A 20,053-nucleotide genomic window follows, 5' to 3' on the forward strand; every position below is an offset into this window, starting at 1 on the left:
TACGAAGGGCTGCATTTTCTTCTGTAGCAGTAGACATCTATGTTTCGGTCGGATTTTTGAAAGATTACAAGGCCTTTAAAACCTACCCCAAAATTTTACAGCTGCAAATACTCCTTCGCAAGCATCGGGTAGGTTCTGGGGTTAAAGAGGATGTTTGTGATGAAATAGCACTCATGCGAACAGTGGCACTTACTGCTTTTAATCTCTTGAACGATTGCTTTTGCCTCGCCTGATTTTAGTAGCTTGCGAATATTGTAATCGTGATCTTTTATGTTTCCAAATTTACGGTTCAAGAGCTCACAAGGGTAAACATCACCTGACTCTGTCAGGACAATGTTGAGTTGCCCGGCGTAGCATGGGAGCATACGCCTATCCTCAAGAAGTGTCCTATAGATAAGGCGCCTCTGCAGGATATCTTGGGCAGATTTGATTCTGGACCCAAGGAAGCGATAACTCTTGGCCAGTTGTTTTTTAAGGTCTTCTTCCATGGTTTTGATTGCCTCATGGTATCTATCTAGATCTATATTTTTTAAATCTTTGGTCTTGAGAATGCCTCTAGCACCTCTTACCATCGAGAGCGTGTGGGTTCGGACGTTTTTCAATCCTTTAACAAAATTAAATATATCGCCGATATGGTTTTGGTTTGCCGTGCAAAAAACGGTGTTGATACCAAGTTCAAAGTTTGAGTATTTCTCCTGAAGCTCGCTCAATGCCTCATATGTGTTCATTACTTTATCAAAGCTTCCGGGAATACCCCGCAAAGCGTCATGTTTGTCGTATAGTCCGTCTAGTGAAAGTTTGGTGACTACTGTGCTATTCGGGCAGCTTCTCAATATTGCCTCGGTTCGATCTCTGATTAGCTGCGTAGCAAGACCGTTTGTAGAGTAGAGGATTATGGATGGCTTGTTGCGTTTATAGAAGATCCTGCTTAGCTCAATGATGTCTTCCCTTAGGTAAGGCTCGCCACCCGAGAAGGCAAGCCATAGAAGTTTCCCAAGGGAGGGAGCCAATTTCTCGACTTCTTGTAGCGATATTTCGGTAGCTTGGTCCGCCTGGGTATCCGGCTCTTGTAAATAAAAGCAAAACGGGCACTTTGCGTTACATCTTTTGGTAACGAAGAATGTGAGCTGGATAGGTCTCCTCTTCCAGAGGATATGTCCTGCGTAGCGTAGCGGTGAGTACATTCAATAAACTCCCTTGCGTTTTTAAAGCCCAGACGTACTTTACAAAACCGGCGCTTGTTCCAGCCCATATTGCTGCAGGATAAAGAGTCGCATAGTAAAGGGATGCCATCAAGGCGAACAATAACCCGCCGGTTTTGTAAAATGCCGCTAACAATCCTCTATTTATCAGTAAGTTGGTAATCAAAGACGTAGCCGCTAATACCAGGAATACCGGATTCCAGAATAAGAGGCTGAGGCTTGCGGCGATCAGGCATATAATATATAGCGCTCCATTGATTTTCAGCTCAATAGAGGCCGTGCCTGAGTCCGCAAGCAAATCCCTATTTCTTATAGAATACATTATCCAGTACATTGATTTTTTCAAGGCGTTACGAAGTGATTTAAGGAGGGAGAAGTTAAACACATGCTGGACGAGTATATCCGCATCCATAACCAGCCTGCAGCCGCTTCTGCGCAGCCGATGGCTAAATTCAACATCCTCCAGTATGGGTAAAAAGTGCTCTTCAAATCCCCCGATTACCTTAAAAAGGCTGGCATATATAGCCATTGCATGAGTTGCAATGTAATCCGGCTCATTGTTCTTGGTCTCAAAGTAGTTTACGAATATAGACTGAAAAGTGCTGAAAAAAGTCCTATCAAACGGTAGCCTGGTATAAGTGCCGCCAATTACTGTTAAAAGTCCGCTATGTTGTGCCATAGATTGATTGACCGCAGATAATGTGTTCTCCTGCAGCAGACAATCCGAGTCAATAAAAAAAAGTATCTCCCCGTTGCTGTTGCCTGCACCGATATTTCGTGCCCGAGCGGCGCCCGAATGTTCGCTCAGCCCTATGACTTTGCAGGGGAATCTCGCCGCTATTTCTAGCGAGTTATCTGTTGAGCAGTCATCAACAACTATTACTTCATAGTTTTCGTATTTTGAAGCGAACACCGCCTCGAGGCACTTTTCCAAAGCCGTGCCTTTATTATGGTTCGGGATAATAACCGATATAGACTTTTCCATTAATAAGCGAGCTCCATCTTGTCCTGTAAAATATCCTGTAAAATCTTACGGTGCAGTGTATTTTGCACCGTGGTTAAATCGAGCTTTGCGATGCTCCTAACGGTATTCTTGATGTTTTTCTACTTGCCAGCCAGCCGGCTAATACGGTCGCGATCAGTACTGCACCAGAGGCGGTTAAAACCGCTTTTGTGGTATGGCAGGCCATCATAGGATTCATGCAGACGCCAAGTCCTAAGTCAGTAGGCATAATGATGACAGCAATTCCCAGCATACCAAGCATAAGCGAAAGGTTTTGCCAGCCGTTTTTGGCGAAGAGAACTAAAAGACCGTTAAAAGCTATTAGTAGCCCAAGAAACACTTCGACGACCGCCATCCAGTGGCATTTCATAGGGGTTGACATACCGTTTTTTAGCTCCATCGCCCCTGGACAAACGTGGGCCAAATTAAACGGCGTCAGCGCAATAATAATGCCGATTGCAATACTTACCCCTCCAACCAAACTCCACACTTTTGAATTCACCATAATTAACCTCGCTTTCTCCCATTGGTTTTCTTTGCCTTTTTCTTTTGAAGTGCCGCCAGATCTGCTAGTGTCCAAGAGCCGAGTATTTTATCTATTGCCTCTCGAACTTCCTTCCACACATCATAGGTGGCACACTCATCTACTCGAGGACATAGCATAGGCGTATCGATACAATCCGATGGGGATACAGATCCCTCGAGTGCCTGTATTAAGTCTAGAATCTTAATTTTGCTTGCGCTTTTTGCAAGAATATATCCACCACTAGGTCCGCGAATACTGATAATAAAACCCGCTGCTTTTAATGCTGGAATTATTTGTTCCAGGTATTTTACTGATATTCCCTGCCTTTGTGCCAAATCTTTTAAAGAGACCGGGCCTTTCTCGCAGTTTAAGGCGATATCAAGCATCGCCCTTGTCCCGTAACGGCTCTTTGTAGTGAGCTTCATTTAGCCATTGCACCCCTAAAAATACGAAAGTGCCCTGATCTATTGTTAAATTACTATCCATGCCTCCTGCAGACGTAATATCATGCACATTTGCCGATAGTTTTTGCTGGGGCAGTAAAAGCCTCAGTTTATTTTGATTTCTATTACTATGTTATTACTATGACTATGCCTTGGCCGATAACAGGTAGGCAGTATGTGGAATACGCCAAGAATTCCTAGTATTACTATATGTTATATAGTATTAATGGTCAAGCCCTTTGGCATATATTAGGGATATTGGTTTAAATGGTTGCCCATATCTCAATTTATGCGGTAGTTTAAATAATTTTGCCTAAGTACAGCCATGAGGATGCCTCTGCATGTTATAATACTTGCAGTAATTTACTTACCCATGGGGGTATGATATTTTAACATTATTAACGATTTTTAGGAGGTCATTAAATTGTTCAGTTTAAAGAGGGTGCTTACATTTGGCATGGTCGCAGTATCTATTTTGCTGGCGGTAGGATGTTCTTCGGGTCAGGTAGCTACCCAGGGCCAAACTGATACGCAGTCGGGGTATATTCAATCACAGCCGATGCAGTCTCAGGCAAGTTATCAAAACGTTAATGCAGCTCAGGCAAAACAGCTAATAGACAGCGACAAGACCCTTCAGATCATCGATGTCAGAGAACCGTACGAATACGCCAGCGGGCATATTCCGGGTGCAAAGCTCATACCGGTAGGCGAGTTCACGTCACGGATGGGTGAGATCGATAAATCAAGGCCTGTTTTAGTCTATTGCGGCGTTGGTTCTAGAAGTGTAGGCCCGTCAGAAGTTTTGGCGCAAGCTGGATATAAAGTATATAACCTTACAAATGGCATAAGCGAGTGGACTTACGAGATTGAGAAATAAGTAAGAAGTCTTGAAGTGCCAATGTTCCAGGGTGCCAAAGCCTAATACATAAAAGGCATTGGCACTTTGGCACATCAAGACTTCGGTGCGGCACCCACGCTTCTTGCCTTCATTGATTTACCCGGCGAGTTTCTCCTCCTGTTCTTGTAGCCGTCTTAAGACATCGATTACAGGTTCGAAATCAGGCGCTTCTTCGTCTGCGTAAACATGCTCGTAAGAAATAACGCCTGCCGAGTCAACAACATAGACCACTCTTTTTTCACGCTGTTTTTCCTCACTCCAGGCATCGTAAAGCCTTCCGACGTTTCCAAACCAATCGGAAAGCAAAGGAAAGTCTATCCCAAGTTGTTCGGCAAAAGCCTTGTGCGACCACTCGCTGTCTGCACTTATACCCACGACCTGGGCGTTGAGCTGGTGTATGTCAGGAAGCATCTCCCGCACACGCAGCAGCTCGCTTGTTCAGACAGGAGAGAAATCATGAGTGTAAAATAGTAGAACTACGTTAGTTCCACGCAGGTCTGCAAAGCGGAATTGCTCGCCATTTTGATCTGGCAGCACAAAATCCGGGGCTAATTCGCCAATTTTAAGAGCCATATTTCATCCTCCGTTTCATAGAGTTAAGTGAAATATTCCCGCAAGAGGCAATCAGCTATCAAAGTATTGCAAAACTCAAATGCCCCGTAAAAGCCGCTGGGGCGAAGAAAAATACCATGAGCTTTAGCTCATGGTATTTTAATAAAATCGAGAACCAAAACCGAGAACCAAAAACTGGAGGCTATTATTGACTTATCTTCCCAAGATCAAGAAGGGCTTTTTGCAAGACTTGCTTGCCCTTATCGGTCATACCGACGAGCGGAAGCCTTACTGGACCGGCAGGAAGCCCCATCCAGGCCAAAGCCTGTTTTACAGGAACTGGATTTGGCTCGACAAAGAGGGCATTTACAAGCTCGATGGTTTTATAGTGTATATTTCGGGCTGCGTCGATATCGCCTGCACCAACCAACCTCACCATCTGGTCAACCTCTTTGCCAATCACGTGGCCGACAGCCGCTACCGCACCGTGCCCACCCAGGCATAACAGCGAAAAGGTAAGAGCATCTTCACCTGCATATACGTGGAAATTTTTTGCATGCGTGCCTTTGATGATCTTCATAGTCTGTGTTATGTCACCGGCGGCATCTTTTACCCCGACAATGCTATCGATATCTGATAGCTTGATTATCGTATCCGGCTCGATATTTCTTCCGGTTCGTCCGGGTATATTATAGACGATAATCGGCAAATCAACCGCTTTTGCAATTTCCTCAAAATGTTTTAGTATTCCGTCCTGGCTCGGTTTATTATAGTAGGGTCCAACCTGTAAAGTGCCCTGAACACCCATATCGGCGGCTGCTTTTGTCATATAAATTGCTTCGGCGGTTGAGTTAGACCCAGTACCGGCTATGACCGGTACTCTGCCGCCGACTGCGTCAACAGTTATTTTTATTACATCCAAGTGTTCTTCGTGTGATAGGGTGGGGGATTCGCCGGTAGTGCCGCATGGTATGATTGCAGCAGCAGCCTGCTCGTCAATCAAGTAGTCTATAAGTATGCGAAGACCTGCTTCATCAACTTTAAAATCATCGGTAAAAGGTGTGATAACGGGAATTAAGCATCCCCTCAGATCCCATTGCTTCTGGCTCATCTTAACTCCTCCTCGCTGCGTATGTCTTTCAATTTTACCCTTTAAGTGGGTAAATGCGTCAAGCAATATCGGATTTTTATGTAAAAAAACGGTTAAAAAGAATAATTCTTGGTTGGTGAAGCAGGGATCATGTGAAGATAAGGATAAAGATAAAGATAAAGTGCTTTTCTATTATGGGTGCAGGATAAGCCTAAAGGCTGGAGATTAGTATGCGGAGATACTATCCGGTATCCGGAGAGCTTAGCTATCGCTATTTCTGAGGAAGGTTTCAATTTCCTCAATGCCTCGCTCTGCCTGGACTTTTATGAATGCATCTCGAAGTAGCTGCTGCATCCTGGCATGGTTGTCGGCAAGCTCGTTTAACAGGGTTCGTATACGTTCTAATTTCTCGTGTTGGGAATCGGCCCAGTTATCTGAATCAAGCATAATCTAATATTACCATATTATGGAATATCATGCAAAGCTAGGGGATTTCTAGTTATGCCAGCTTGGATTAGTGGTTAATAACTGCCCGAGCAGTGATTATAAATATCGCTAAGAAGGCCGATACTTAGTTATAATGTGGCTAAGTTGCCGCAAGACAGAATAATCAGCATATATCCGATTAGGAGAACCATGGAAACGGGAGAGATAAGCCTATCGGGAGGCAAAGGGTTAGTCTTTGTAAAGGCGTTATCAAGCTTTGGCGATGGTCAAATATCGCTTAAGGCAGGCGATATAATCCAGGCCAGGGTTGTTGCGGTTTCTCAGGACAGCACTATCCTAAATATTGGAGGTGCCCGGATATCGGCTTCGACAAATGTATCTCTGAACCCGGGAGAGCAGGTCTCGTTTCGGATAGTCGAGGTAAACCCGGAGAGAATCGTACTTAAACATTTAACAGACCAGGGGCTAGTTCAGGCTATACCCAGACATACAAAGGATGAGTTAATCAAGTATCTATTGAGCCGGATAGGCATAAAAGCGGACGACTTTCAAAATCTGGTTAGTATTCTCAAGGAAACGAAAATCAGCATCGGAAAAGAGTTTGCAGAGCTTAAAAGCCTCATCGCCTCTTTAGCCAGTAATGCAAGTTCCAGTGGAGAGATAGACTTAAGCGGCTTACTAAATGAAATAGATGGGCTTACTGCCAGGCTTGAGGATAAGCAGGCAATCGTAACCGCCTTAAAGGCATTCGCCGAGGCGATAAGTCATGAAGCGAGGCTGCTTGAGTATCTCGAAGGTTCTGGGCCTAATGTCGGGTCTAATATAAAAAATATCAAGGCTGGGCTTCTGCAATCGCATGCACTGCTGCAGGGTCATGAACAGTTTGCATCCGATGGCTCACTCTCTGCTATGAAAGCCGCAGTAGAGAAGCTACTTGATTTACTTAGTTCAACGACGGTTTTAAATTTACCCAATGAATCACAGGCGAGGAATTTCATTTACTTACCCTTGCCTGTAAGGTTGGGAGATGAGGTAAGAACGGCAGATATCAGAATCTACGCAGACAGGCCAGGCGGGAAAAAGAGGTTGGGCCGCTCGTCGTATAGCGTTGCCTTTGCGCTTGACATGCCATCTTTAGGCAAGACGCGGGCATGGCTTGAGGTAATTGAGAGAAGTATCAGTTTCTCGATTACAACCGAAAACGTGTTGGGAATAAAAGAAGCCAAAGACCTTTTCAAAGATCTGAAGTGCTCTTTTGAAGATATGGGGTACAAGGTCGGCCGCTTTAAAGCGGCCGAGATAAAAAAAGACACGCCGAGTAGCTTGATTGAAGAGAAAGTAGGCTTAAAGTTAGAAGGAATAGATCTCAGGGCTTAGGTATGGAAAAGGACTCAAAAGATATCAAAAAGAAAAAAGCAGCCGCACTCGCGTACGACCCAGCAAAGGATAGTGTGCCAAGACTTGTCGCAAAAGGCTCGGGATATGTTGCCACACGCATAATCGACCTTGCGAAAGAAAAGGGGATTGACCTTTATGAAGACCCCGCGCTTGTTGAGGCGTTAAGTGTTGTTGATTTGGGCAGGCAAATACCTGAGGAGCTATATAGTGTAGTTGCTGAAGTGCTTGCGTTTATATACACTCTAGACGGTCGCGTATCAAAGATTAATCGTTCTTGAGCCTCTCTGAATAACCTTTTTTCTTATCTCATCCAAGCGCAAAAGGCCAGGGTGAGCCCCGATTTGGCTCACCACCGAAGCAGAGTTGATGGCAGCCATATACATGGCGGTTTTTATATCGTAGCCCATAATAAGGGAGGCAACAAATGTAGACCCGTAAGCATCGCCGGCTCCGGTAGCATCGGCGACTTCTGTTTTGATCGCTTCCTGATAGTAGACTTCGCCGCCGTCGGTTGCATAGCTTCCGTCTTTTCCGCAGGTAACCACAACTATGTCTGGCCCAAGTTTTGCGAGCTCGACAGCAAGCTGCCGATCTTCTTTGATCTTTATATCCGGGCTTTTTGATCTCAGTAGTAGAGTGGCCTCTGTCCGGTTGACTATAAACACATCGAGTTTTTCAAGTATAGGGGCCATATACTCGTAGCCCCGTTCGATCTGGCCTATACCGGCGTTGTTAGCTATCTTTATCGATTTACTGTATGCAAAATCGACTATCTGCTTAGGCAGTTTAGGTTTTTGCCTGGTAACTGGCCCCAGATAAATCCAGGAAGTTTCAGCTATTTTATTCCAATCGCGGATTGTAAGGTCACGATTTGCCCCTGAATAAAAGAGGATGGTTCTGTCACCTACTCCTTCAGGTATGAGAACAAGCCCAATGCCTGTCTTAAGCCTATCATCTACCCAAATAAATTCGGTATCTGCTCCTTCACGCACAAGCTCCAGGATTATTTGTTCACCAAACTCATCGTTTCCCACGTTCATGTAAGGGGCAACTTTAAGTCCAAGGCGGGCAAATGCCGTGGCAGCGTTGCATGCGCCGCCTCCGCTGCTTGTGTGTGCAGTCTCAATGGAGATTTTTGCGCCTAAATAGAATGCGAGCAGTTTCCCCTCAATGCTCGCAGGGTCGGGGATGATTATTCCTCGGTTTGTTATAAAAAAGATATCCCTGCTTGCGCTTCCTATGGTTATGACATCGAACATAAAATATGCTCCTACAGAGATAAAAATTGAAAATTAAAAAAGCAAATTGAAGATTGAAATGTAGCGCAGAATAAATGCAAGCATGGCTTTATCCTTGCCCATTGGCGGTCTAAAAAATCTTGCCTATACATAAAAGCTAAAGGGCCATACTGCACTTCAATCTAACGCTTTCAATTTTCAATTAGTAATAGTATATACTATCGGCTGGCAAATAGCCGGTTTAAAGCTTATTTTGGCCGACCCGGAAGGTCCTCCAGGATAGCCTTAAACTCGTGAGGCGTATCTACCGGGGGCAGACACATCCTGCCGATACAGGGATACATGGTCGGGTGACGGTCTGGTGGAAAACCGCTTTTCTCCAGAATCTCGTAATCCCTTATCGGTTCAAGCAGTTTGATCTCTTTGCCCGGGACGTATTGCCTCCAAGCTTCCTTTAAAAGTGCACGGGTACCGGCCTCGTCTTTGGTTCCGACTATTGTAAGGATAACGGGTTGGGTTAATATCTCATCGACAGCGAGCCCATAGTAAGATAGCTCAGGAGATGGAGATAATGGGCCGATCTCAATGTTTGCAAGAATCTGCTCAGCCATCTTTTCGTATCTGTTCTCACCGTTGACGTATGCCAATCGGTATAGTTGACGGGCCATCATTGAGTTTTCATAAAGCGGTTTGTTCTTTATAAATAGAGCGCCTAAATCGGGCTCGCCGCTTTGTCCTCTATCGTAGAAGGTGCCATCTGAGGCCAGGAACCATTTTTCGCAGATGGCTGCAATATTTTTTGCAATATCGAGATAATACCAATCTCCGGTTACATTATAGGTATCGATCAGGCAACCGAGCATATTTGCCTGATCTGAGAGCCATCCGAGATAGTGCGGCTCCACATCAAAATAATGTGCCATACCTTTGTCTTTTGAATAACATTTCTTGATCAAAAACTCAATTGTCTTTTTCGCAAAGTCAAGATAATCTGCCTTTCCAAGAATTTTATAAGCTTCTATGTATGCTGAAACCATGAGGGCATTCGCATCAACGTAAATAATGGGGTCGATGTAGGGTATTTTGCTTTTTAATCTCTCCTCAGCAGTAGTTAATTTGTAGAATTGCTCGTCCGCATCCTGACTTCCAAAAAAGCCCCCGTTTTGCTTATCTGCAAAAAAGCTATCTACAAACTCAAGCGTTTTTTCTGCGATATCTCGATATCTTATAAAGTCAGAGACCTGATAGCCATGCAGGTAACTTATGATGAGCTCAGCATTGTTTGCAAGCAACTTTTCATAATGGGGACTACTCCAGTCGCGCTCAGTAGAATAGCGGAAGAATCCACCCCATACTTTATCGAAAAGCCCGCCCTCGGCCATATGGTCAAGCGTGATGATAGCCATTTCAAGAAGGGTGGAATTATTCTCGAGAAAGGCCCGTCGCAGCAATAGTTCGATAGCCGGTGGGTTAGGGAATTTTGGAGCGTTGCCAAATCCACCGTATTTTGAATCGAAAGACCGGTGCAAGTTGCCTATAATATCATTAACAATACGGCGGTTAACCTCATAATGTACTATGGTCTGCCTTGATTGGAGTGCGGTGATTTGTTCACGTCTTGCCGCTGATTCCTTCTGTAGCTGGTCATAGTGGTTAGAATAATACTCGGCAGTTCTCTCAAGAAGTCTTCTTAACTGGCCCGGCGGGATATAGGTACCACCGGTTATTAACTCACCCATGTCAGTGAGGATTGCGGTGGTTGGCCAGCCGCCAAGCAGGTACCGGCTTTGTATATCCGGCCGCTGATCTGCTTCCACCCTTATAGGGATGTACGCATCGTTGATAAGTCGGATTATTCTTTCGTCGGAGTAAGAGGTTTCATCCATGATATGGCACCAATGGCACCAGACTGCTGATATTGCAAGAAGTACGGGCTTCTTTTGTTCTTTAGCCTGCTCAAAGGCTTCAACTGACCACTCGCGCCATTTTATGTCGCTGGCTCTATTTGGGTTTGGGGAAAACCGAAACTTTGGCAACTGACCCCTAGATTGAGGCTTTGGCAATTGCATATTCTGCTCCAATCATCATGATGATACTTTCTCATACCCCGTTGGCCGCGCGTTAAATCGTTCAAACAGCCTCAGGCCTTTTAAAGTGCTGAAGTCTAAAAGTAGCGAAGTTTAAAAAGCCGAAGTTGATGCTAAATAATAATTCCTTTCCCGTTAGAGCTATGTGGGGTGAAATTCTGTTGTTTATCCTCACGTTACTCTCTGACCCTGGTACATTCGCGTCTTTGCATCTCGGATTTTCTTACGCTGCAGCCTGCCGTTTCTGTATACTGGGCGGCTTAACGCAGGTGGGAAGACCTTCGTAGATTGTCGGATATTTTGGTCTGAAGCCGAGCTGCTCTTTAGCTTTGTTATTGTCTGCTGCAAAGCTTGATGTACTAAAAGTGAGGACATCGTTAGTTATGAGAGGAGCCGTTTTGGTTATTTCTGCCCATAAGGTGTCAAGAGACGCAAACATTCTGTAGAGCCACATTGGGGCAAATCCAGGTCTCGGTACATCCAGAAGGTCCGCCAGTTCAAAGACGAACTCTTTGAACTCAACCGGCCTATCATCGGCGATATTATATATTTGTCCGGCCGCCTCCTCGTTTTCTAATACCAGGTTCATACCTTGAATCACGTCATCGATGTGAACTGTGCTCATTATGTAGTCGCCTTTTCCCGGTATGCGGTATAGGCCGCGCTTCATGAATGTTTTTAATGTTTTAATAAACCTTATGTCTGGCCCATAGACGGTACCAAGGCGAAGAATTGTAACAGGGAGCTGTTCATGTTTGCTTAAAACAAGCAGGTGCTGTTCCGCTAGCTTTTTATAAAGCGCGTGATAGGATGTTGGCTCGATAATTGCATCTTCTGGGCTTAGTGGCTTTTCTGGCCTGGTGTGCGGACCCAGGACTAGAGGGGTACTGGGGAAGACAAACCTCTTAACTCCCTTGTCGATACACTCGTTGGCTATGTTAATCGTACCCCCATAGTTAATCTCACGGAGCGTTTCTTCTGGTCTGGTGACAAAAAGGGCTGCGGCTAGGTGATACGCTACGTCGATATTTAAAGCGGCACCGCTAAGGGTAGCAGGGTCGGTGATATCGGCCATAAATATTTCAAGTCCGGGTTGTCTTATTCTGTTTGCTTCTTCTGGGGTTTTGACCAGAGCCCTAACTTTATGGCCTTGCTTGATAAAAGAAGGTACTAGTTGGGAGCCGATATCGCCACCAGCACCAGTTACGAGTATTTTCATGACATCTCCGTACTGATAATCATAATCGCTTGCCCGCACATTTGATTGGCAATTTCTATCCTTAAGTTAATACCCAAAAACATTTTTATCTACTTTGATGTAGAGCGCTTTTCAAATACAGAAGCTACAAAAAGCTACAAAAAAGCTACAAAGAGCTACAAAAGCAGAGTATAGTGTTTCTGTGTAATATTGCAGCTAGAATATAGGATTATTAGATTAAAAAATGCTTTTATGCAATTTTAGATGTTGATGGATAGCTAAGCTGCATCAGGCAGGTTGAAAGTTTCGTCAAACTCTTGTTTTTTCTTGCGTAAAGCAAGGTAGACGGCAGTAGCCCAGGAGACTACGATGACCGCGATATGCAGGAGAAGCCATTTGTAGGATATAAAGATCGTGCCTCCTCTTGCTGTTAATTCTGTATACATGGAGCCGCGAAGGAATATTGCGTATGAGATGGCCGGCGGCAGATTTAGGATGCCTTGAAGAACCATTACAAAGGCCGAAAGGCTTCTTGCAACATCGCGACCTTTTATATCGTTGTCAAATGCCAGCAATGTAAAAATAAAAAGAAGGGCAGCTAAAAACGCTGAGTATTTCGACCAAAGCCAAACTTCTTCAAGTATCACGTTATGGAATATATAGATAGGTGAGCTCGGGTAATAGAGAAGTGAAACTACTGTGCCAATGATCGCACTAAGCAGGATCAGAAAAGGCATCTAGCCTACCAACTCCTTAAAACGGACTTATTTTGGTTTATTATGTATTTTCGGCAAAATCAGGACGCTAGTTTAGGGAAAAAGTGGTAACCTAACCTTATGGGAACAAAACGAAGGCGCATGGGGGCTATATTTTTACTGGCAGTGGCACTTATCGGGGGCCGGCTGTTTCTGAACCACAAGAAAAGCACAATAAGGCTCGCACGCTTTCATGGTCACCGCATCTGGGATTTTATTCATAGTTATGTTTATCTGAAATGGACCTCTAAATATGTAGGCTTGGTTAAGTATGTGCTTGAACGACCCTATATTCTTCCTGGTCAGCTCTACCGGCGTGCGGGGAACAGGCTTATGCAAACGCACCATTCCAAGGTAATCACGGACGACACTGCCAAGCGCATTATCGATATCAATTCGCCGATTGAGGTAAGAAATTCGGAACAGGTTCTGCCTTTTGAGAAGGCGAGAGATATTATCCTGAAAAATTCAGACCATATTGTGGTTACTGATTGCGCTTGCAGGCAAGTCTCAGAAAATCCGTGTCATCCGATAGACGTATGTTTTTATTTGGGTGAACCTTTTGCTGATTTTCTCATTGAACACAAGAAACATAACGCCCGTAGGGTGGGGGTGGAAGAAGCCCTTGAGCTACTTAAGCAGGAGCGCGACAGAGGTCGCGTACACACGGCATGGTTTAAGGATGCCCTGGGGAATAGGCTGTACGCTATTTGCAATTGCTGCTCATGCTGCTGCATGGGATTTCGGGCTTTATCGCATGGTTTTGAAATAATTGCCTCATCTGGGTATATCGCCTGGGTTGACCATGATAAATGCACGCTATGCGGTGAGTGTGAAAATGTCTGCCATTTTGGCGCAATCACAGTTGGCGATTTGGTCGAGATAAATACAGAAAAATGCAAAGGCTGTGGCGTTTGCGCCACAACTTGTCCGACCGAGTCGATCTCGCTTCAGGAGGATGCTACGAAAACGAAACCGCTGATTTTACCATAGGCTTTAGACGGCTCGTATGCGCATGTTTAGATCCAAACCTTATCTTCCTGCCTAGGGAGAAAAAGAAATGGGTTGTAGCTCTCTGAGGCTACAACCGTTTTTTCTTAAAGGCTAGATTTGCAAGCGCATACTTTTTTATAATACCGACGGGGTTTCTGCCGGTCATGGATTTACCCGGTGCCTGTCACCCGGTTTGCAAGCGTCTCGTTTGGGGTATGCACAAGAAAAACGGGGAGCAATGTCAAAAAAGAAACTACGGGATGAGAAGCTTCAACTCAGTACTGAAAATATAATCGAGATCTTGCCTGTTGCTATTATCGTACAGGACAAAGATGGTTTATTTGCTTATGCTAATAAAGCAGCAGAAAGACTACTTGGCGTCCCTTGCGATCAAATCATCGGTCGAAGCTATTTGAATCCACCATGGAAAGCTACAACTCTAGATGGCAAGCCTTTATCAAGAGATGACCATCCTTTTGCACGTGTTATAAAAGAAAGAAAGCCTGTATATGATATTAGGCAGGTTATTGAGAAACCGGATGGCAGCCGCATAATTGTATCGATTAATGCTTCTCCATGTTTTATAAATGGCGGACCTATATCAGGTGTGGTTTTAACAATCAGTGACATTACCGAATATGGTGAATCAGAGCAACGATTAAAAGAAGAGCGCGATTATGCGGAGAGCATAATCCAGACTATCCGAGAACCTCTTTTAGTCTTAGATGCCGACTTAAGGGTTGTTACGGCAAATCAGTCGTTTTATAAAACATTTAAGGTTACCGAGGAAGAGACAAAAGGCCGCCTTATCTACGAACTTGGCAACAGACAATGGGATATTCCTAAATTAAAGGAGCTGCTTGAGTCCATCATTTCTCGAAATACCCAGTTTAGCGATTTTGAGGTCGCCCACGATTTTTCAACAATAGGCCCAAGAATCATGTTACTCAACGCAAGGCAGATAAAAAGAGAGAACCGCCCGTCTTTGATTCTTCTCGCTATTGAGGATATCACTGAGAGTAGGCAGGCAAAGTTCAGCGATGCCCTTAACCGTATCGATATGATTATACACTCGATACTATATATCGACGAAAGGATGCAGAGGGCTATTGCTCAATCCACAGAGGTTTTAGGATGCGACCAGGCACACGTGTACCTGAGAGAGGATAAATACTGGGTATTAAGATATGCGCATGGGCTGCCACAAGAGCTAATCGGGACTCGATATACCGATGAGCAAGTCCCAATTACTACACTTGCCGCCCAGGCCAAAAAACCGGTGATAATAAGCGATGCTTACACGGATGAACGCGTTGACCGCGCACTTATGGAAGCACACGGCATAAGGGCGTTTATAGCTGCACCTTTGATAATTCAAGACAATGTTATCGGCATGTTGGGTTTTGTATTCCAAAAAGGGCCGACTATTTTAAATTCGACGCATATAAATTTCATCGCAAGGCTGGCAGCGTCGGTTTCGCTTGCTCTGGAAAACGCCCGTCTTTACAGAGAACAGCATAGGATAGCAGATACGCTACAGAAATCGCTTCTTGTGATGCCGGAGCATGTAGCCGGTGTTGATTTTGGTTACACTTATCACTCGGCAACAGAGGCTGCTCAGGTCGGTGGAGATTTTTACGATATTTTTGAACTGGAACATGGAAGGGTTGGCGTAGTGATAGGTGACATTGCCGGTAAAGGTGTAGAGGCTGCGGTGCTCACATCGGTGGTTAAGAATGCCATTAAGGCATATGCCTTTGAAAACAGCTCACCCGCTGCGGTTCTATCAAAAACCAATGAACTAATTATGAGGGTATTCTCACCCGGTTATTTTGTGACTGTTTTTCTTGGCATTCTTAATTTATCAAATCATGTTCTGATTTATTGTAGTGCAGGGCACCCTGCAGCTATAGTTAAAAGAGCAGAAAACGGCACGGATGTGCTGGCTGAGCACTCGCCAGTTATAGGGGCATTTGCAGGAATGAAATATACCGACAGCGCTACAAAATTAGCGAGGCACGACATTTTGTTCTTGTACACTGATGGCTTGATTGAGGCACGACGTGACCATGAACTATTTACAGAGAAACGGCTTATTGATTTCATTGGTGGGTTGAGGGATGTATCGGCTAGGGAGTTACCTGATATTGTATTTAGGGCAGTGATGGATTTCACCGGAGGCAGGCTTACCGACGATGTTGCGATTTTAGCAGTAGGTATATGAAAGATGGCCTTATTAGCTTTATGTTTGGGATAGGTTGCAAGGCTGCACATAAGTTCTATGGGAACTTATATAACGGTTAATATAAGGTACATTTAAGCGATAAGACTGATACAATCACTAGCAGAGTTAGCATAAATAATATATTATCTAGAGTCTTAATATGCCCTGTCGATGGCGAACATGCGATAGGTAAAGTAGTTGCTAGAAGAGCTTGGATTACCGGATATGGACTAACTTATCCGGTAATTATTAAGCCGCTTTCTTTTCGGACAGCGATTTTACTTCGTCCATTAATTTCTTCAGCAGGTCCATTACCTGATCGAGCTTTTTGTTTGCCTCATCCAACCTATCTTCAATAGCAGGATGCCGATGTGCTTCATGTTCTTCTCTATACTCTTCATGATGCATCATATATCTCACCCCCTGTTGTTTCCTATACCCACGTCCGTACTATTTGAATGGTTCTATCTGGTTTATTCATTAACCTGTCAAAGTCGATAACTTCTTGAAGTTGAATGCCAAAATTGGCCATACAACCCATATCTTTGCTCCAGCATGACTCCTATAAGCCAAGTTTTTTTATGGGCGTATTTTTTCTTAGGCAGACTTTGCGCAGACTAATGGTAGCCTCACCACTGGCCCTGAATCGCTGCCGCCGTTTAAACCACCTCTGTTTCTGGTGCTGCCTTCTTTTTATACTTAAGCCTTACTTTTCTGGAGATACTTATCTTTTTGATGCCAAGCTTAGCCCATTTTGCTATCGAAAGCTAAAAACCCTTGTTGAAATTACAGGCTGGCAGTATGTGGCCTGTTAAACTTCTATGAAAATAGTGGAATTGGGTAAATTTTAAAAAACTATATGAATGGGACAGGTTTATTTTGGAGCAAGAACAGTTAAAAGAAGAGCTTTACAAGATAATAGAGGTCGTTGCTGAAGGGATTGTTATATTAGACAGAGAAGGGACCGTTGTTTTTGCCAACCCTAAGGCACAGGATTTACTTGGGATTGGTCTTGCCGACCTTCTCGGTAGGGAGTTCCCAAATCGTATCTGGCGCATCATGACATTTAAAGGCAAACCATTTCCAGAAGAGGAGCGACCTTTCCGCCGGGTCATCAGCACTGGCAGGGCCATCTACGGGGTCGAGTACGTATTTGAAAAGCCGGATGGTGCGCAAGCAATAGTTTCAGTAAATGCGACGCCTTTTATCGATAAGCAGGGGAAAGTAGAATCGGTAGTATTATCGCTTATCGATATTACGGGTCTCAAGCTGGCAGTAGACGAGGTTAGGGAATCAAGGAAGAAAGTGCTTGATATTCTAGAGAGCATAAGCGATGGGTTTTTTGCTTTAGATAATGATTGGCGGTTTACATATGTAAACCATAATGCAGAATTGCTACTTGGGAAAAGAAAGGAAGAGCTTCTATATCGGAATATCTGGGAAGTGTTTCCGGAAGCGGTTGGCACTAAATTTTACAACGAGTTTAAAAAATCAAAAGAAGAGATGACCCCTGCATCTTTTGAAGAGTTCTATTCTCCACTAAACAAATGGTTCGAAGTGCATGTCTATCCCTATAAATATGGTCTTTCAGGCTACTTTTCTGATATCTCCAAGCGCAAGGATACAGAGAGGGGTCTTAAAGAGAGCGAGGAGCGGTTTCGCAAAATATTCGAAGAAGGTCCGCTCGGCATAGCTCTAAACACTTTGGATTACAAGTTTATTAAAGTTAATGCCAGGCTATGCCAGATGCTTGGATATACTGAGCAAGAACTTCAAAACATGACTTTTATCGATATTACCTATCCTGAAGACGTTGATAAAGATGTGAACCTTGCCAAGAAGCTAATCGCGGGCGAGATACCATATTTTCAAATCGAGAAGCGATACGTAAGGAAAAATGGGGAGGTTTTCTGGATTCTTCTAACAGCTTCTATTATCAGGGACGAGAGGGGAAACCCGCTTTATGGGCTTGGTATGATTGAAGACATCAGCGAGCGCAAAAAAGTAGAGGAGGAATTACAATTCAAATCTATGCTTCTTGATAGCGTTATAGACTCGGTGTTTGTTCTTACTCCAGATGGGAGAATGATCTATGTCAATGAAGCAGCTTACAAAGACAGAGGTTATACGAAGGAAGAGCTGCTCTCGCTTCCTCTTGATAAAATTGATGCTCCTGAGTACGTAAAATTGGAGAAACCAAGAATTGATAAATTACTGCAAACCGGAAGTGCCATATTTGAAGCTGCCCATCTTAAGAAGGATGGTTCGATTATGCCTGTAGAGATTCACGCGCAGGTCATCGAGCACAAAGGTGAAAAGGTAATTGTAAGCGTTGCTCGGGATATTTCAGTACGCAGGGCAGCGGAAGAAAGACTTAAAGAAAGCGAACAAAAATTGCGAGGCATCACATCAGTATTAGGCGAGGGCGTTTATGTGTTGGATGAAAACGGGTGCCTTACTTTTATGAATCCGGAAGCAGAGCGAATTTTAGGCTGGTCCGAGAAAGAACTTCTCGGCAAGAACATACACGAAGTAATCCATCATCATGGATTGGCTGGCACGCGTATTCCAGTTGAAGAGTGCCCTGTTCTTAGGGTTACGAGAGAGGGTAGAGCTTATCGTACGGAAGAAGATGTTTTTACTCGCAAGGACGGAACGACGATTCCGGTCGCTTATGTATCTACTCCCATTGTAAAAAAAAGGAAAATTGTTGGAGCTGTTACTGCATTTCAGGACATAACGCAGCGCAAAAGAGCAAGAGAGTTAAGTGAGGCCTTAAATAATATTAATGCGGCAATGACTTCAACGCTTGATCCCCATAAGATCATGCAAAGGATTGTCGTTGAGGCCGCTGAGGCCATTGGCTCTGAAACTGCCGGAATAATGCTGCGCGAAGGTGAATACTGGGTATCAAGATATGCCTATAAATTTCCACCCGAAAAAACCGGAGCTCGCTTTACCGCTAGAGAGGTTCCGCATGTTGTTTTAGCGGCCAAAACTAGAAGGCCAGTGGTTATAAATGATGCATATAACGACCCAAGGGTAAATCCTGATATCCAGCGAAGGTATGGAATTCGCTCAGTTCTGGTAATCCCTTTGATAGTTAGGGAGAATGTTATTGGTGCTATATTATTCAACTATCACTCAAGGGTCACCGAATTTACCGATGAAGCGGTTGATTTTGCTAGTAAACTTGCAGCGTCTGTCTCACTTGCCCTTGAAAATGCCCACCTTTATGAAGTTGAGCGAAACATTGCAGATACTTTGCAGGAAGCGCTTCTTGTTATGCCGGCTCAAGTAGAAGGGATAAGGTTTGGTCATCTCTACCGTTCGGCAACTGAAGCTACAAGAGTAGGCGGCGATTTCTTCGATATCTTTGAGGTGGAGCACGGAAAAGTAGGCATAGTAATTGGTGATGTATCCGGTAAAGGCCTAGGAGCTGCAACATTGACTTCCCTAGTAAAAAATACCATTAAGGCACATGCCTTTGAGGACGGTACGCCTGCGCTTATTATGGCAAAGACGAATGACTTGGTGTCTAAATTTAGCCCACCGGCAGATTTTGCTACTGTCTTTTTTGGTGTTCTTGATACAGATACCGGAAATTTTGTCTACTGCTCGGCTGGGCATCCTCCTGCGATCATTAAAAGGGCAACCTCTAGCGCAGAATTACTGTTAAAGCACTCTCCTATTATAGGGGCGTTTCCAGGACTCCATTATAGAAGCGGCAAGGCAAGTATAAGTGAGGGCGATATGCTGGTCCTTTATACCGATGGTGTCATTGAGGCAAGAAGCAATGCCTCGTTCTTTGGTGAGGAACGGTTAGTAAATTTCGTAGGGCAACTCAAAAAAGTAACACCAGAAGAAATGCCAGGGGTTATTTTTAACGAGGTTATGAAATTTACCGGCGGCGTTTTATCGGATGATATAGCTATCCTTGTAGTTTCTTTGGGCTCAAAGCCAAACCAAAAATAAACCAGTAAGACTGAGGTGTTTCTT

At 44.3% G+C, this 20,053-nt stretch carries 19 protein-coding genes; 6 read left to right on the plus strand and 13 right to left on the minus strand.

Going from position 1 to position 20,053, the window contains the following annotated elements; translation table 11 throughout:
* Positions 1–95 precede the first annotated feature (95 nt).
* The 4 genes from K6T91_01200 to K6T91_01215 all read right to left on the minus strand — a co-directional run bounded on the left by K6T91_01200 (position 96) and on the right by K6T91_01215 (position 3,156).
* Positions 96–1,184: a radical SAM protein gene (locus tag K6T91_01200; GenBank protein ID MCL6471420.1), complete on the minus strand. Its 1,089-nt coding sequence runs from the start codon at positions 1,182–1,184 to the stop codon at positions 96–98.
* Positions 1,099–2,187 carry a glycosyltransferase gene (locus K6T91_01205; protein ID MCL6471421.1) on the minus strand — a complete coding sequence of 363 codons (1,089 nt, stop codon included), beginning with the start codon at positions 2,185–2,187 and terminating at the stop codon, positions 1,099–1,101. Before K6T91_01205 ends, K6T91_01200 begins: the two co-directional genes overlap by 86 nt.
* A gap of 73 nt (positions 2,188–2,260) precedes the next feature.
* Positions 2,261–2,710 (minus strand): DUF4418 family protein, encoded by a 450-nt coding sequence (locus K6T91_01210; protein ID MCL6471422.1) that lies wholly within the window; start codon positions 2,708–2,710, stop codon positions 2,261–2,263.
* A 2-nt stretch (positions 2,711–2,712) separates the two neighbouring features.
* Positions 2,713–3,156 (minus strand): RrF2 family transcriptional regulator, encoded by a 444-nt coding sequence (locus tag K6T91_01215; protein MCL6471423.1) that lies wholly within the window; start codon positions 3,154–3,156, stop codon positions 2,713–2,715.
* Between the two features lie 442 nt (positions 3,157–3,598).
* On the opposite strand from K6T91_01215, the gene K6T91_01220 reads away from it, so the two are divergent.
* Positions 3,599–4,051 (plus strand): rhodanese-like domain-containing protein, encoded by a 453-nt coding sequence (locus tag K6T91_01220; protein ID MCL6471424.1) that lies wholly within the window; start codon positions 3,599–3,601, stop codon positions 4,049–4,051.
* 117 nt (positions 4,052–4,168) lie between these two features.
* Here K6T91_01220 and K6T91_01225 read toward each other — a convergent pair whose 3' ends face one another.
* The 4 genes from K6T91_01225 to K6T91_01240 all read right to left on the minus strand — a co-directional run bounded on the left by K6T91_01225 (position 4,169) and on the right by K6T91_01240 (position 6,161).
* On the minus strand, positions 4,169–4,492 hold the full coding sequence (locus K6T91_01225; GenBank protein MCL6471425.1) for a redoxin domain-containing protein: 324 nt from the start codon (positions 4,490–4,492) through the stop codon (positions 4,169–4,171).
* Positions 4,493–4,510: 18 nt separating this feature from the next.
* Positions 4,511–4,645, minus strand: coding sequence for a redoxin domain-containing protein (locus K6T91_01230; GenBank protein MCL6471426.1), 135 nt, complete (start codon positions 4,643–4,645; stop codon positions 4,511–4,513).
* Positions 4,646–4,829: 184 nt separating this feature from the next.
* Positions 4,830–5,735, minus strand: a complete 906-nt coding sequence (dapA, locus tag K6T91_01235; GenBank protein ID MCL6471427.1) for a 4-hydroxy-tetrahydrodipicolinate synthase — start codon at positions 5,733–5,735, stop codon at positions 4,830–4,832.
* A 240-nt stretch (positions 5,736–5,975) separates the two neighbouring features.
* Positions 5,976–6,161 (minus strand): hypothetical protein, encoded by a 186-nt coding sequence (locus K6T91_01240; protein ID MCL6471428.1) that lies wholly within the window; start codon positions 6,159–6,161, stop codon positions 5,976–5,978.
* Between the two features lie 189 nt (positions 6,162–6,350).
* On the opposite strand from K6T91_01240, the gene K6T91_01245 reads away from it, so the two are divergent.
* The gene (locus tag K6T91_01245; protein MCL6471429.1) at positions 6,351–7,538 is read left to right on the plus strand and encodes a hypothetical protein; all 1,188 of its coding nucleotides are present in this window, start codon (positions 6,351–6,353) and stop codon (positions 7,536–7,538) included.
* Between the two features lie 2 nt (positions 7,539–7,540).
* A complete protein-coding gene (locus tag K6T91_01250) occupies positions 7,541–7,837 on the plus strand; it encodes an EscU/YscU/HrcU family type III secretion system export apparatus switch protein (protein MCL6471430.1) in 297 nt (98 codons plus the stop codon).
* Here K6T91_01250 and K6T91_01255 read toward each other — a convergent pair.
* The 4 genes from K6T91_01255 to K6T91_01270 form a co-directional block, all read right to left on the minus strand.
* Positions 7,817–8,818, minus strand: a complete 1,002-nt coding sequence (locus K6T91_01255) for a carbohydrate kinase family protein (GenBank protein MCL6471431.1) — start codon at positions 8,816–8,818, stop codon at positions 7,817–7,819. The two genes, K6T91_01250 and K6T91_01255, sit on opposite strands and share 21 nt — an antisense overlap.
* Before the next feature lie 227 nt (positions 8,819–9,045).
* Positions 9,046–10,833 (minus strand): DUF255 domain-containing protein, encoded by a 1,788-nt coding sequence (locus tag K6T91_01260; GenBank protein ID MCL6471432.1) that lies wholly within the window; start codon positions 10,831–10,833, stop codon positions 9,046–9,048.
* Positions 10,834–11,107: 274 nt separating this feature from the next.
* Entirely contained in the window at positions 11,108–12,103 is a 996-nt protein-coding gene (locus K6T91_01265) for an NAD-dependent epimerase/dehydratase family protein (protein MCL6471433.1), read from the minus strand.
* A gap of 257 nt (positions 12,104–12,360) precedes the next feature.
* On the minus strand, positions 12,361–12,819 hold the full coding sequence (locus K6T91_01270) for a hypothetical protein (GenBank protein ID MCL6471434.1): 459 nt from the start codon (positions 12,817–12,819) through the stop codon (positions 12,361–12,363).
* Positions 12,820–12,918: 99 nt separating this feature from the next.
* Between K6T91_01270 and K6T91_01275 the strand changes: the two genes are divergently transcribed.
* Entirely contained in the window at positions 12,919–13,830 is a 912-nt protein-coding gene (locus tag K6T91_01275; GenBank protein MCL6471435.1) for a 4Fe-4S binding protein, read from the plus strand.
* A 238-nt stretch (positions 13,831–14,068) separates the two neighbouring features.
* Positions 14,069–16,054 carry a SpoIIE family protein phosphatase gene (locus K6T91_01280; protein ID MCL6471436.1) on the plus strand — a complete coding sequence of 662 codons (1,986 nt, stop codon included), beginning with the start codon at positions 14,069–14,071 and terminating at the stop codon, positions 16,052–16,054.
* A 249-nt stretch (positions 16,055–16,303) separates the two neighbouring features.
* On the opposite strand, the gene K6T91_01285 is transcribed toward K6T91_01280, so the two are convergent.
* Positions 16,304–16,465 carry a hypothetical protein gene (locus K6T91_01285; protein ID MCL6471437.1) on the minus strand — a complete coding sequence of 54 codons (162 nt, stop codon included), beginning with the start codon at positions 16,463–16,465 and terminating at the stop codon, positions 16,304–16,306.
* 468 nt (positions 16,466–16,933) lie between these two features.
* Here K6T91_01285 and K6T91_01290 point away from each other — a divergent pair, with 468 nt between their 5' ends.
* Positions 16,934–20,029, plus strand: coding sequence for a PAS domain S-box protein (locus K6T91_01290; protein ID MCL6471438.1), 3,096 nt, complete (start codon positions 16,934–16,936; stop codon positions 20,027–20,029).
* Positions 20,030–20,053 lie beyond the last annotated feature (24 nt).

The sequence above is a fragment of the Bacillota bacterium genome (genome assembly GCA_023511485.1).
Taxonomy (GTDB): Bacteria; Actinomycetota; Aquicultoria; order Aquicultorales; family Aquicultoraceae; genus CADDYS01.

Coding starts and splice junctions, on each gene's coding strand:
- K6T91_01200 (MCL6471420.1), bottom strand. CDS start 1,184: ATGTACTCACCGCTACGCTACGCAGGACATATCCTCTGGAAGAGGAGA.
- K6T91_01205 (MCL6471421.1), bottom strand. CDS start 2,187: ATGGAAAAGTCTATATCGGTTATTATCCCGAACCATAATAAAGGCACG.
- K6T91_01210 (MCL6471422.1), bottom strand. CDS start 2,710: ATGGTGAATTCAAAAGTGTGGAGTTTGGTTGGAGGGGTAAGTATTGCA.
- K6T91_01215 (MCL6471423.1), bottom strand. CDS start 3,156: ATGAAGCTCACTACAAAGAGCCGTTACGGGACAAGGGCGATGCTTGAT.
- K6T91_01230 (MCL6471426.1), bottom strand. CDS start 4,645: ATGGCTCTTAAAATTGGCGAATTAGCCCCGGATTTTGTGCTGCCAGAT.
- dapA (MCL6471427.1), bottom strand. CDS start 5,735: ATGAGCCAGAAGCAATGGGATCTGAGGGGATGCTTAATTCCCGTTATC.
- K6T91_01240 (MCL6471428.1), bottom strand. CDS start 6,161: ATGCTTGATTCAGATAACTGGGCCGATTCCCAACACGAGAAATTAGAA.
- K6T91_01245 (MCL6471429.1), top strand. CDS start 6,351: ATGGAAACGGGAGAGATAAGCCTATCGGGAGGCAAAGGGTTAGTCTTT.
- K6T91_01250 (MCL6471430.1), top strand. CDS start 7,541: ATGGAAAAGGACTCAAAAGATATCAAAAAGAAAAAAGCAGCCGCACTC.
- K6T91_01255 (MCL6471431.1), bottom strand. CDS start 8,818: ATGTTCGATGTCATAACCATAGGAAGCGCAAGCAGGGATATCTTTTTT.
- K6T91_01265 (MCL6471433.1), bottom strand. CDS start 12,103: ATGAAAATACTCGTAACTGGTGCTGGTGGCGATATCGGCTCCCAACTA.
- K6T91_01270 (MCL6471434.1), bottom strand. CDS start 12,819: ATGCCTTTTCTGATCCTGCTTAGTGCGATCATTGGCACAGTAGTTTCA.
- K6T91_01275 (MCL6471435.1), top strand. CDS start 12,919: ATGGGAACAAAACGAAGGCGCATGGGGGCTATATTTTTACTGGCAGTG.
- K6T91_01280 (MCL6471436.1), top strand. CDS start 14,069: ATGTCAAAAAAGAAACTACGGGATGAGAAGCTTCAACTCAGTACTGAA.
- K6T91_01285 (MCL6471437.1), bottom strand. CDS start 16,465: ATGATGCATCATGAAGAGTATAGAGAAGAACATGAAGCACATCGGCAT.